This window comes from Ruegeria sp. BG5 (assembly GCF_056538425.1).
Genome location: NZ_JBQFTC010000008.1, coordinates 86525 through 99172 on the forward strand (window position 1 = coordinate 86525; position 12648 = coordinate 99172).

Consider the following 12648-nt stretch of genomic DNA (forward strand, 5'->3'; position numbering starts at 1 on the left):
GGGTTTTGTGACCGATATGATGCCACCGGGCATCACGCGGTTTCAGCGCAGGATTGGCACGTCTTGATTTGCCCGGCTGGTGGTCAGTGCCCGGGGCTTCGGCCCGCCGGTTGCCCAGTCCAACAGCTCGACCGTATGCACAATCGGAACCTCGGTGGCCGAGCCGATCTGCATCATGCAGCCGATATTCCCCGCAGCGATAATATCGGGTCTTTTCGCCTCAAGCGTTTTGACCTTGCGCTGCTTCAACTGGCCCGAGATTTCGGGCTGCATCAGGTTATAGGTACCGGCACTGCCGCAGCACAAATGGCTGTCTGCGGGTTCCACCACCTTGAACCCGGCCCGCTTCAGCAGGTCTTTCGGGTAGGTCTTGATCTTCTGCCCATGCTGAAGCGAACAGGCCGCGTGATAGGCAACGGTCAGGCCCTGATCCCTTTGTTCAGGCAGGTCCAACTGCATCAGTACCTCGCTGATATCCATCGCAATACCCGAGACACGCGCAGCATCATCGGCCAGGATATCATTGCGGAACATATGCCCGTAATCCTTGACCGTTGTGCCGCAGCCCGAGGTGTTGATGACGATGGCATCCAGCCCGTCTCGATCCATTTCGCGGGCCCAGGCCCGTATGTTGGCCGCCGCCGCAACGTGACTGTCACGACTTTTGCCCATGTGATGGGTCAGCGCCCCGCAACACCCGGCCCCTTCGGCCACCACAACCTCACAGCCCAAACGGGTCAGCAACCGGATCGTGGCGTCGTTGATATCGGTGTTCAGAGCCTTTTGCGCACAGCCCGTCATCAGCGCGACGCGTTTTCTGCGCGGGCCGATGGGCGCAAAGCTCTGCGGATCGTCATTGCGACTGACCGGAGGGATCTGTTTCGGTGCCATGTCCAGCATTGCCCGCAACCGCGCATCCGGCATCAGGAACCGAAACGGACGGCCCAGCTTGGCCCCAATCAGGGCCCAACGAAACCGCATCGGATAGGGCAGAATTTGCGCCAGCACCCAGCGCAATACCCGATCCGACAGAGGGCGCTTGTAATTGTTCTCGATATATTCCCGCGCGTGATCGACCAAATGCATGTAATGCACCCCCGACGGGCAGGTCGTCATGCAAGCGAGGCAAGACAAACAACGGTCGATATGTTTGACCGTTTTCTCATCCGGCACACGCTCATTCTCCAGCATGTCCTTGATCAGGTAGATGCGACCGCGCGGGCTGTCGAGCTCATCCCCCAGCACCTGATAGGTGGGGCATGTGGCAGTGCAAAAGCCGCAATGCACGCAACTGCGCAGAATTTCATTGGAGCGCCGGATCGCCGGGTCCTGCAGTTGCTTTTCGGTAAATGTCGTCTGCATCTGTCTACCCCATCAGGCCCGGATTGAAGCGGCCATGCGGGTCGAACCGCTGCCGCAACCCACGGGTCAAGGCCGCAACCGGTGCTGGTTCAGGCTGAAACCTGCCCAGCGCGCGAACAGTATCAACAGTCGCCCGCACCAGCGTCGCGTGGCCTGAAAAATCCCCCAATCGCGCCCGAACGTCCGACCCTTCATCCACCAGCGCCCAGATCAATCCGCCACCCCAATCCAGCAACAGCTTGTTGGCCTCAAGCCGCGCAGAAATCTCAGGTGCGTCGCTCGGCTTGACCGAGATACGCCAGACATCGCCATCCTTGCCCGCAAACGCCCGGGCATCCCGGATCGCGGGCCAAATATCTTCCGGCTTGTCGAGGACGGACACCTCACCAAACCCGGACAGGTCCGACTGCAATCGACCAGCGCGGTATTCGACCGAATCCACAAACCCCTCAACCCGTAGCAAAGCCTGCCCCATCGCTGGATCATACGCGGCGCCGCTGACCTCGAAGGGGGATTTCAACGCCGCAGACAGAACTTCAATTGCACCCGCGACATGGGGGGCCGAAACGCCCAGAGTCGCCGTCGCCTTGGGCATGGGCAGCACCTTCAGCGATACCTCGGTCAATACCCCCAACGTTCCCCAGGACCCCGCCATCAGCTTGACCAGATCATAGCCGGTGACATTCTTCATCACCCGCCCGCCATTCTTGACCACCTGCCCGCGCCCATCGACAAAGCGCACCCCCAGCAGAAAGTCCCGACACGCCCCGGCCTGCACCCGGCGCGGGCCCGAGATATTGGCGGCTACGACTCCGCCAATCGTCGGCTCTCCTGAATGTCCAAGCAGTACCCGATAATCCGCAGGCTCAAACGCCAGTTGCTGCCCTTCTGCTGCCAACGCTGCCTCGACCTCAGACAACGGAGTTCCCGCCCGGGCCACCAAAGTCAGCGCACCCGGCTCATACAGCGTTATACCGCTCAGTCCGGCTGTGCTCAAAACCGGCTCTGGGCCATGCACGCCACGCGTCCCGCCACCCACAATGCGTACTGGTCCATTCATCCCGGCCACGATCTCGGCCAGTTCCGTCTCTGTCTCAGGTTTCATGACACTTCATCTTTTTTGAAAATACTCCGGGGGAGGCGCGCAAAGCGCGACGGGGGCAGAGCCCCCTATTCCGCTGCCATCCGCCGCCCTTGCGACGCATCCAATGGAAACACCTTGGCCGGATTCAGCAGCCATCGTGGGTCGAACACATCCTTTACCGCCATCTGCGCCTCAAGATCGGCGGGCGTGTATTGATGCGACATCAGATCCCGCTTTTCGATTCCCACCCCATGCTCTCCGGTCAGGCACCCGCCGACATCGACGCACAGCTTCAGGATATCCGCGCCAAACGCCTCGCATTTCTCAAGATCACCGGGCTTGTTGGCATCGAACAGGATCAAGGGGTGCATGTTGCCATCGCCCGCATGGAAGACATTGCCTACGGGCAGGCCATATTCCTCGCTCAACTCACCGATCCGGCGCAACACCTCGGGTAAGGACGACACGGGGATCGTCCCGTCCAGGCACATATAGTCATTCATCTGCCCCATCGCCCCAAAGGCCGACTTCCGCCCCAGCCAAATCTTGGCGCTTTCTTCCGCCGACTGGCTCTCGCGCAATTCGACCGGGTTGTGACGCTTGGCAATCTCGATGATCTTCGAAAGCTGATAGTCGATCTCGGCCTCGGACCCCTCGACTTCGACTATCAGCAAAGCCGTGCAATCGGGATAACCCGCATGGGCAAAGTTCTCGCAGGCCTTGATGCACAGCGTATCCATGAACTCGATCGCCACCGGCAGGATGCCCGACTTGATAATGTCCGAAACGCATTGCCCGGCCACCTCATTGTCATCGAATCCCATCAGCACAGGCCGCGCGCCTTCGGGCTTGCGCAGAATGCGCAGCGTTGCCTCGGTCACGACGCCCAACTGCCCTTCGGAGCCGCAGATCACACCCAACAGGTCCAGCCCACCGGAATCCAGATGCGCGCCGCCGATCTCGACGACGCTGCCATCCATCATCACCATCTTGACGCCTAGCAGGTTATTGGTGGTCACACCGTATTTCAGACAATGCGCCCCGCCCGAGTTCATCGCGATATTCCCCGCAATCGCGCAAGCCAGTTGCGAGGACGGATCGGGCGCATAGAAGAAATCCTCTTCCTCGACCGCGCCGGTCACGCTCAGATTGGTGCGGCCGGTCTGAACGCGGATGAAGCGGTTGTCGTAATCCGTCTCCAGCACCTCATTCATGCGCGCGACGCCCAGGATCACGCAATCCGCTGTGGGCAAGGCCCCGCCCGCCAGCGATGTGCCGGACCCGCGCGGGACCACCGGCACGCCCTCATCATGGCAGATGCGCAAAACGTCCGAGACCTCTTGCGTGGTTGACGGCAACACCGCCAGCATCGGCGGGCAGCGATAGGCAGTCAGCGCATCACATTCATAAGCGCGTGTTTCCGCCGGGTCGTGAATCACCGCATCCTCGGGCAAAACCTGCAGCAAACGCGCCAGAACGCTTTGCTTGCGCGCAAGCACATCGGAATTTGGCTGGGGCATGTCCATTGCTGATCCTCCAATTTGGTAAAATAATATTACCAATTTATCGATCTGGCAAGTTCAATGATCTGTGCCTACTGTCGCGCCCATGACCTGGATTGATCGCGCGCTTCTGTTTTCTACGATGGACTATGTTGCCATCCTGTTGCTGATCGGGGCCTGGCAGGGGATCGGCTGGAAGATCGAGCATCCTTCGCCCAACAGGCGATCCGTTTCCATGATGATGGACGACTTCCGCCGGGACTGGATGCGCGAGATGGTCACCCGGCAACCGCGCATGTTCGACGCGCAGGTCGTGGCTGCGATGCGGCAGGGCAGTACGTTCTTCGCCTCGACCACGATGATCGCCATTGGCGGCGGGCTTGCGCTGCTGGGCAATACCGAACAACTGGCCGGTGTCGCCAGCGATTTGGCCATCGGCAGCGCGCCTGCGCTGGTGTGGGAGATCAAGATACTGGTCGTCATCCTGTTTCTGGCCAATGCCTTTCTGAAATACGTTTGGGCGCACCGTCTGTTTGGCTATTGCGCGGTGCTGATGGCTGCTGTTCCGAACGACCCAGAGGACGCACAGGCCTACCCCCGCGCGGCCCAGTCGGCCGAGATTTGCGTGACCGCCGCCCGCAGCTTCAACCGCGCGCTGCGGGCCACCTATTTCGCACTGGCCTCGCTGGCGTGGTTCCTTGGGCCTATCACGCTGATTCTTGGCGCGGCCATCACGGTTGGCGTTCTGTACCGCCGTGAGTTCGCCTCGCACTCCCGCTCGGTTCTCTTGAACTTGCCGCCTGACACCAAGACGTGATCGCAATACTGCGCTTAACAAATTATGGTCTGCCCATGCGTTATCTGATTCTCACCGCCCTGTTTGCAACGCCCGTCCTGGCCGATCCTCCGACAATCGAAGTGGTCTCGGCTCGCCAAAGCGGCGATACATGGCGGTTTGACGTCACCATCCGGCACCCCGATACCGGCTGGGACGATTACGCAGATGGCTGGCGTGTGCTGGACATGGACGGAAACGAGCTGGGGATGCGCGTGCTGCATCATCCGCATGTGGATGAACAGCCCTTTACCCGGTCACTTGGTGGCGTCGCCATTCCCGAAGGCACCGCGCAGGTGCAGATTCAGGCCCGCGACAATGTTGGCGGCTGGGCTGAAGACACTACGGTCATCGATCTGAACTGACGCTCAGAACACCCCGAGGCTCAGACCGGCTGCCATCGCCGCGCCGATCTCGCGGCATTTCTCAAGCTGTTCGTCGGGGATTGTCTTCTCGGCCAGAATTGCCTCGGGCGTCTGCGCATGGGTGCAGATGATCAGCGGCGGCTGAACCTCTTTCAACCGCCAGCCGGTGGCGATGCGGGCAGTTTGACGGGCGGCGTTCTCTCCGTCCGACCCGGCGCAGATCATCTGGGAATAGGGGCGGCCCTCGATCCGGCCCAGCACCGAATAATAGCTTCGGTCGAAGAATTCCTTCATCAGACCCGAAATCGCCGCCAAATTCTCGGGCGCGCAGAAGATATAGCCATCGGCGGAGAGCAAATCCTCCGGCCCGGCCTGATCGGCGAATTTCAGAACAACGTCTGCCTCTTCTCGCCCCGCCGCAGCCGCCGCTTCGGCCATCTGCCGGGCTCCGCCGGTGCGCGAATGGTAAACGATCAGAAGCTGCGCCATGTCAGACCCGGTGATAAGGGCCGCCCGACAGGATGGTTGCGGCCCGATACAGTTGCTCGGCCAGCATCACACGGACCAGCATATGGGGCCAGACCATCGACCCGAATGAGATGGAAAAATCCGCCTCGGCCCGCAGGCTGGGGTCGATCCCGTCCGCCCCGCCGATGATCAGCGCCAGATCCTGCCGTCCGGCATCCCGCCAGCCGCCCAGTTTCTTGGAAAAATCAGGCGAAGTCATCACCCGCCCCCGCTCATCCAGCGTGCAGATCACCGCGCCTTTGGGCAGGGCCTTGCGCAGCAGCGCGGCCTCGGCCCCCATGCCTGCGTTTTTCTTGTCTTCAACCTCTATCACCCGCGCAGGACCAAGGCCCAAGCCACGGCCGGTCCGGTCGAAACGCGTCAGATAATCATCAAGCAGGGATTTCTCCGGTCCGGCACGCAATCGCCCGACCGCAACTATGCTGATACGCATATCTCTCTCGCCTCCGGCCCCTCAATACGGGCCGGGATGACGCCTCAGTTCGCCGAGGCGCTGCCGCCCTGAGGCAGCCACATCTTTTCCAGCTGATAGAATTCACGCACTTCGGGGCGGAAGATATGGACGATCACGTCGCCCGTATCGATCAGCACCCAGTCGCCGGCATCCTTGCCTTCGACCTTCGAGGTGAAACCGAATTCCTGCTTGATGCGATCCGTCAGCTTTTCTGCCATGGCCGAAACCTGCCGGGTCGACCGACCCGAGGCAATCACCATGTGATCCGCAACAGAAGACTTGCCCTGCAGGTTGATTTGCACAACATCTTCGGCCTTGTCATCGGAAAGTGAGGAAAGGATACGCTCAAGCAGCTTGTCGCTGATTGACTGAGAGTGGGCCATTACACTGGCCCCATCATCGGCGGGCAAACCCGCCTGGGTATGTAGAGACAGGACATAGTCCTCCTTTGCTGCGCGCCGACATATCCCCGGCGCAGGGATACTTATAAGGTAACAAGCACCCCGTGACATTTCAATGAAGGCCCCGGAACAAGCACAGCATTGTGCCTGAACGGCATCTGCGGGGGTGCAAGGGACCTTGATAGACTCAGCCAGTATCTATATCTGACCGCTTATGAGACCTCATACGGCCCCGAATATCGACCTGCAAGACCGTGCGCGCCTGCGTGAACGGTTCTTTGGGGCTGCCCGCACGGTTCTGGCCCGCCTATAAGCGGCCTGAGCCAACTCGCCAGCCAATTCTCATTTAAGATACGGGAGAGGACAGATGTCCCCCAAAACACTCTATGACAAGATCTGGGATGCCCATGTCGCGCACGAAGCCGATGATGGCACCTGTTTGCTGTATATCGACCGCCATCTGGTGCACGAAGTGACCAGCCCGCAGGCGTTCGAGGGCCTGCGCATGGCGGGCCGCAAGGTACGCGCGCCGGAAAAGACCATCGCCGTGCCGGATCACAACGTTCCGACCACACCGGACCGCGTGAACGGGATCGAAAACCCCGAATCGCGTATTCAGGTCGAGGCGCTGGATAAGAACGCCAAGGATTTCGGCATTCACTATTACCCGGTGAATGACGTCCGTCAGGGGATCGTCCACATCGTCGGCCCGGAACAGGGCTGGACCCTGCCCGGCATGACCGTCGTTTGCGGCGACAGCCACACCGCCACCCACGGCGCGTTTGGCGCGCTGGCGCACGGCATCGGCACCTCCGAGGTCGAGCACGTTCTGGCCACGCAGACCCTGATCCAGAAGAAATCCAAGAACATGAAGGTGGAAATCACCGGTAAATTGCAGCCGGGCGTGACCGCCAAGGATATCACTCTGGCCGTGATCGGCGAGACCGGCACTGCTGGCGGCACCGGCTATGTCATCGAATATTGCGGCGAAGCGATCCGTGATCTGTCGATGGAAGGCCGCATGACCGTCTGCAACATGGCGATCGAAGGCGGCGCCCGCGCTGGCCTGATTGCGCCGGACCAAACCACCTTTGAATACGTCAAAGGCCGGCCGCACGCGCCAAAAGGCGCGCAATGGGAAGCCGCGATGGACTGGTGGAAAACCCTTTTCACCGACGAAGGCGCGCATTTCGACAAAGTCATCACCCTGCGCGGCGAAGATATCGCGCCCGTCGTCACCTGGGGCACCAGCCCCGAGGATGTGCTGCCGATCACCGCATCGGTTCCTCATCCCGAGGATTTCGAAGGCGGCAAGGTCGACGCGGCCCGTCGATCCATCGAATACATGGGTCTGGAAGCCGGTCAGAAGCTGAGCGATGTCGAGATTGACACCGTCTTTATCGGATCCTGCACCAACGGCCGCATCGAAGACCTGCGCGCCGCGGCTGAGATTCTGAAGGGCAAAAAGATCAAGGACGGTATGCGCGCCATGGTCGTGCCCGGCTCGGGCCTAGTCCGTGCGCAGGCCGAGGAAGAAGGTCTGGCTGACATCTTCAAAGAGGCCGGGTTCGAATGGCGTCTGGCGGGATGTTCGATGTGTCTGGCGATGAACCCCGATCAGTTGCAACCGGGCGAGCGCTGTGCCGCGACCTCGAACCGCAACTTCGAAGGCCGTCAGGGACGTGGTGGACGCACCCACCTGCTGAGCCCGGCGATGGCTGCCGCAGCGGCAATCACAGGACGGCTGACAGACGTCCGTGAATTGATGTAAGGTCTCCTCATATCTAGATATTTGAGGGATTGAAGACATGAGTGACTGGATCAAATGGCTCTTGCTTGGACTGCTGTCCATCGCGTTCGGCATCTTTGTGCTGGGTGCGCCGGTGGTGGCGTCTGTTGCCGTAACGGTCGTGACCGGCGTGTTGCTGCTGATTGCAGGCGGATTGCAGGTTGTCGGCGGCTTCACGGTTGAAGGCACCGGCAACAAGATCCTGTCACTCATCATGGGTGCGGTGATGCTGTTTCTGGGCTGGTCCTTTCTGGATCACCCGCTGCAAGGCACGCTGACGCTGGCGACCGTGATGCTGATCCTGTTCATGGCAGGCGGCATCGCGCGGGTCATCCTGTCGTTCCAGATGCGCGGAACGCAGTTCTTCTGGCCCACGCTGATCTCGGGCATCTTGTCCATCGTGCTGGCCGGTATCATCTGGTCTTACGCGGCATCGGAACCCGCAGCTCTGCTGAGCTTGCTGGGCATCCTGCTGGGCATCGAGATGCTGTTCAACGGGTTCGGATTGGTCTTCATGGCGTTCTTTGTCAAAAACGCACCCAACGAAACGAAACAAGCTTAACCGCGGGACATGGGCGCGGCCCTCTCCCGCACGGAGTGTGAACATGGAAAAGTTTGATAAAGTCCACGGGGTGGCCGCCCCAATGCCTTTGATCAATATCGATACCGATATGATCATTCCGAAGGTGCACCTGAAAACCATCAAACGGTCCGGCCTGGGCGTCGTGCTGTTTGACGAGATGCGCTATCACGACCATGGCGGCGAGAACGAGGATTTCGTTCTGAACAAACCCGCCTATCGCCAGACCGAGATTCTGGTCGCGGGTGACAATTTCGGCTGCGGCTCGTCCCGCGAACACGCGCCCTGGGCGATCAAGGATTTCGGCATCAAGGTCGTGATCTCGACCAGCTTTGCCGACATCTTCTTCAACAACTGCTTCAAGAACGGCATCCTGCCCATCGTGGTCGAAGAAGAACACCACGCGATTCTGATGGAAGACGCGCACAAGGGCGAGAACGCCCGCATGACCGTGCATCTGGAAGATCAGCAGATCACCACCTCGGACGGTGTTGTCATCGAGTTTGACATCGACCCGCACCGCAAGCACTGCCTGCTGAACGGTTTGGACGATATCGGCCTGACGATGGAGAAAGACCACCACATCGACAAATTCGAAGAACATGCAGGTCAGGCGCGCCCCTGGGTGTGATTCTGGGGACGAATCTGTTGACACTCAACCTAACGGGGTCGCGCACGCGGCCCCGTTCGCATTCTTGGGGTTGATTTTTCCCAAACCACAACATCTAGGTATCAAATTGAGATACACGTCGGATTTGCGTCCAAAATGATGCAATCCCGCACCAGTTGCGCCATCATTTTGCCCGAAATCACATGTTATCTGCACCCTGACTTGAGCGAAATGTCGCTTATCGTCCATGGTGACGGAAAGAGGCATCCGTCAGAATTAAGAAACGGGCGGGCACAAGTTGGAAATCAAGTCGGCAAAGATCGGCTGATCCAGTTTGAAAAAGGGTTCGGATAGTGATTGCGCGCACAACTGGGGCGGCGATACGTGGAATATTGGTTGCACTTCTGGTGCTGACACCCGCGTTGTACCTGCCTGTATCATCGACGAACGGGACCGAGATAGTGGTCTTCCTCGCGATCCTCGCGTTCATCCTGACCTTTGCCGAATACAACTCTGCCTTTCCCAGCTTTATCGAATTCCGCGACGCCCCGCCGGTGAATCGGCTGCGTTTTGTCGGCCTGATGTCGATGGTCACGTTCCTGACTTTGGTCTGCAAGAATGGCTATGCACCAACCGATCTGACCACATTCTCGTATTCTATGGGTCTGGCCGTCGCCAATGTGGTGGACTTCCCGTACTCACCCGTCCGGCTGATCGTTCTGATGTTGCCTGCCGACGCCAGCGCGCCGCTGGTTGAACTGGTGCGGATCACAGCGAGTGTCGCCTATGTCGCCGCTCTGGTCACGATTGCCAGCTTTGCCTATGCGGTGAAACTGCGCGGCTGGCCCACTGGCAACGGGGCCTTCAACGTCTGGACCAACCTGCCGCTGTTCGACCCCACCAAAGGCGGTGACGTGGTCAGCCGCCTGCAGCGTGACGGTCGTCTGAACATCTGCATCGGTATCCTGCTGCCGTTCCTGATCCCGGCCGTGATCAAGCTGTTGACCAATTTCGTGACGCCGATTTCGCTGAACAACCCGCAGACCCTGATCTGGACCATGAGCGCCTGGGCCTTCCTGCCCGCCAGCATGATCATGCGTGGCATGGCGACCCTGCGTATCGCCGGGCTGATCGTGGAAAAGCGCCGCGCTTACTCAACATCCGAGACAACTCAGGCCGCATGATCCGCGCCCTGATCCTGCTGTTGCTGCCCGTCGCGGCGCAGGCAGATGTGGTGCGCATTGCCAGCTTCAACACCGAGCTCAGCCGGAAAGGCCCCGGCCTGCTGCTGCGCGACATTCAGCGCGACGAGGCGCAGGTGCTTGCGGTCATCGATGTGCTTGTGGCCACGGGGCCCGACATCGTGGCGCTGCAAGGCATCGACTGGGACATGAACGCGATGGCCCTGACGGCTCTGGCAGAAAGCCTCAGAGAGGCCGGGCTGGATTACCCCTATCAGTTTACCGCGCAGCCCAATACCGGGCAGGACAGCGGGCTTGATCTGGATGGGGATGGCCGCACGCAAGGTCCGGGAGACTCGCAGGGATGGGGCTTGTTTACCGGGCATGGCGGGCTGGCGGTGTTGTCGCGTTATGAGATTGCGATGTCCGAGGTGCGGAATTTCTCGGACCTTCTGTGGCGCGATCTACCGGGGGCCGAGTTGCCCGTGGCCGAGGGTGCACCGTACCCGTCCGAGCAGGCACAAGCGGCGCAGCGCCTGTCGTCGACCGGCCATTGGGTCGTGCCGATCAACACCCCCTCGGGCCGTCTGAACCTGATGACCTTTCACGCAACCCCGCCCGTGTTCGACGGCCCCGAGGATCGCAACGGCCTGCGCAACCGGGATGAGATCCGGCTCTGGTCGGTGCTGATGGATGGTGGCATTGGCCCAGCCCCGACCGATCCGTTTGTGATCGCTGGGGATGCCAATCTGGATCCCAATCACAGCGATGGGCGCAGAGAGACCATCGCCAACCTTCTCTCGGACCCGCGCCTGCAGGATCCGCAGCCGAAATCCCTCGCGGGCGACAGGGCCACGGTCCATTGGAAGGCGGTGGGGGAGTTGCGGGTGGATTACGTTCTGCCCTCAGCCGATCTGAAGGTTGTTGATGCCGGTGTCTTCTGGCCCGCGCCGGGTGATGCGAAAAGGGACAGCGCCGAACGGGCCAGCCGTCATCGGCTGGTCTGGGTGGATGTCTCGATGCCATGAGGCACCGCAGTCGCGGTCTGCTCTGATGGTATCGCTGTACGCATCGCCTGATCCAGATCGGTATGCGGCACCGGGCCGATCAACGTGGTCAAGGCCGTATCGTCCAGCCGGTGCGGCACATCCCACAAATATCGCATCTCAAGCAGATGCGGGGCCATGCGCCAGAAAGGACAGGCAAGCTGCAGGGGCCACCATTGCATCCGTTTGAGCGCCACATCACCCCCCGTCACCCGCGACAGAGACTGCGCAATCTCGCGCCCGGTCAGCGTATATCCGGCAAATGGCAGATCGCAGAACCGAGGCAAGTCTTGCCGCATCTCGGCCAACGTGACGGCCGTCGCTGCAAGGTCAGGCAGGTACGCCCATGCGTGGGAAATGTCGGGATTGCCCGGATAGACCAGCCGCCCTTTCGACAGACCCTTGATCATCACCTGATCAAACCAGTTCCCCGACGCACACGTGTCGATGAAATCCCCGGCCCGCAGGTTGATCACCCGCGCGCTTGAACGGCGATAGGCGTCCTCCATATCGACCCGGATACGACCCAAAGGGTTCCGGGCCAAATGCGGACTGTCCGTAGACCACGGGCCGGGAGTATCCGCCCCGAATACATATACATTGCCCGGCACGATGACCGTTGCGCCGGTGCGTTCAGCCACTTCAATCACCCGCCGGTGCAGGCCCGGCACCAGACGGGCCCACTGGGTATAAGGCGGATTCCAGGCGTTGACGATCACGTCCGCACCACGCGCCGCCTGCTCCAGCCTGTCGGTCTTGCGGTCGAAAACCCGAACGGTCCAACCGGCTTTGCGAAACGCCCGGTCGGCATTGCGACCAAACCGGCCACTGGCCCCCAAAATAAGTGCGATTTGTTGCATAGCGTCCTCCTGTCGGGATCAATCTAGCCATTCGCAGGATTCAAGGAATTG

15 protein-coding genes are annotated in these 12648 nt (G+C 60.4%); 8 read left to right on the forward strand and 7 right to left on the reverse strand.

Annotated features, from left to right (window positions below):
* Window positions 1–42: 42 nt before the first annotated feature.
* The 3 genes from glcF to ACR0KX_RS19100 all read right to left on the reverse strand — a co-directional run bounded on the left by glcF (window position 43) and on the right by ACR0KX_RS19100 (window position 3972).
* Window positions 43–1362 (reverse strand): glycolate oxidase subunit GlcF, encoded by a 1320-nt coding sequence (glcF, locus tag ACR0KX_RS19090; protein WP_170624775.1) that lies wholly within the window; start codon window positions 1360–1362, stop codon window positions 43–45.
* Between the two features lie 4 nt (window positions 1363–1366).
* The gene (gene glcE, locus ACR0KX_RS19095; protein WP_170624776.1) at window positions 1367–2467 is read right to left on the reverse strand and encodes a glycolate oxidase subunit GlcE; all 1101 of its coding nucleotides are present in this window, start codon (window positions 2465–2467) and stop codon (window positions 1367–1369) included.
* Between the two features lie 65 nt (window positions 2468–2532).
* A complete protein-coding gene (locus ACR0KX_RS19100; RefSeq protein WP_170624777.1) occupies window positions 2533–3972 on the reverse strand; it encodes an FAD-linked oxidase C-terminal domain-containing protein in 1440 nt (479 codons plus the stop codon).
* Between the two features lie 82 nt (window positions 3973–4054).
* On the opposite strand from ACR0KX_RS19100, the gene ACR0KX_RS19105 reads away from it, so the two are divergent.
* Window positions 4055–4765, forward strand: a complete 711-nt coding sequence (locus ACR0KX_RS19105; RefSeq protein ID WP_170624778.1) for a DUF599 domain-containing protein — start codon at window positions 4055–4057, stop codon at window positions 4763–4765.
* Between the two features lie 35 nt (window positions 4766–4800).
* Complete coding sequence (locus tag ACR0KX_RS19110) at window positions 4801–5148, forward strand: hypothetical protein (protein ID WP_170624779.1); 348 nt, start codon at window positions 4801–4803, stop codon at window positions 5146–5148.
* A 3-nt stretch (window positions 5149–5151) separates the two neighbouring features.
* Here ACR0KX_RS19110 and ACR0KX_RS19115 read toward each other — a convergent pair whose 3' ends face one another.
* The 3 genes from ACR0KX_RS19115 to rsfS are packed head-to-tail and all read right to left on the reverse strand — an operon-like array spanning window position 5152 to window position 6513.
* Window positions 5152–5637 (reverse strand): NAD(P)H-dependent oxidoreductase, encoded by a 486-nt coding sequence (locus ACR0KX_RS19115; protein ID WP_170624780.1) that lies wholly within the window; start codon window positions 5635–5637, stop codon window positions 5152–5154.
* A 1-nt stretch (window position 5638) separates the two neighbouring features.
* Entirely contained in the window at window positions 5639–6109 is a 471-nt protein-coding gene (rlmH, locus tag ACR0KX_RS19120; RefSeq protein WP_170624781.1) for a 23S rRNA (pseudouridine(1915)-N(3))-methyltransferase RlmH, read from the reverse strand.
* 44 nt (window positions 6110–6153) lie between these two features.
* Window positions 6154–6513 carry a ribosome silencing factor gene (gene rsfS / locus ACR0KX_RS19125; RefSeq protein WP_058276550.1) on the reverse strand — a complete coding sequence of 120 codons (360 nt, stop codon included), beginning with the start codon at window positions 6511–6513 and terminating at the stop codon, window positions 6154–6156.
* Window positions 6514–6745: 232 nt separating this feature from the next.
* Between rsfS and ACR0KX_RS19130 the strand changes: the two genes are divergently transcribed.
* The 6 genes from ACR0KX_RS19130 to ACR0KX_RS19155 all read left to right on the forward strand — a co-directional run bounded on the left by ACR0KX_RS19130 (window position 6746) and on the right by ACR0KX_RS19155 (window position 11719).
* A complete protein-coding gene (locus ACR0KX_RS19130; RefSeq protein ID WP_170455888.1) occupies window positions 6746–6844 on the forward strand; it encodes an isopropylmalate isomerase in 99 nt (32 codons plus the stop codon).
* Window positions 6845–6898: 54 nt separating this feature from the next.
* Entirely contained in the window at window positions 6899–8302 is a 1404-nt protein-coding gene (leuC, locus tag ACR0KX_RS19135) for a 3-isopropylmalate dehydratase large subunit (protein WP_170624782.1), read from the forward strand.
* Between the two features lie 37 nt (window positions 8303–8339).
* Complete coding sequence (locus ACR0KX_RS19140; protein ID WP_170624783.1) at window positions 8340–8882, forward strand: DUF308 domain-containing protein; 543 nt, start codon at window positions 8340–8342, stop codon at window positions 8880–8882.
* A gap of 43 nt (window positions 8883–8925) precedes the next feature.
* Window positions 8926–9531 carry a 3-isopropylmalate dehydratase small subunit gene (gene leuD / locus ACR0KX_RS19145; protein ID WP_170624784.1) on the forward strand — a complete coding sequence of 202 codons (606 nt, stop codon included), beginning with the start codon at window positions 8926–8928 and terminating at the stop codon, window positions 9529–9531.
* Between the two features lie 332 nt (window positions 9532–9863).
* Complete coding sequence (locus ACR0KX_RS19150; RefSeq protein WP_170455896.1) at window positions 9864–10694, forward strand: hypothetical protein; 831 nt, start codon at window positions 9864–9866, stop codon at window positions 10692–10694.
* The gene (locus tag ACR0KX_RS19155) at window positions 10691–11719 is read left to right on the forward strand and encodes an endonuclease/exonuclease/phosphatase family protein (RefSeq protein ID WP_170624785.1); all 1029 of its coding nucleotides are present in this window, start codon (window positions 10691–10693) and stop codon (window positions 11717–11719) included. Before ACR0KX_RS19150 ends, ACR0KX_RS19155 begins: the two co-directional genes overlap by 4 nt.
* On the opposite strand, the gene ACR0KX_RS19160 is transcribed toward ACR0KX_RS19155, so the two are convergent.
* A complete protein-coding gene (locus ACR0KX_RS19160) occupies window positions 11683–12597 on the reverse strand; it encodes a Rossmann-fold NAD(P)-binding domain-containing protein (protein WP_170624786.1) in 915 nt (304 codons plus the stop codon). The two genes, ACR0KX_RS19155 and ACR0KX_RS19160, sit on opposite strands and share 37 nt — an antisense overlap.
* Window positions 12598–12648 lie beyond the last annotated feature (51 nt).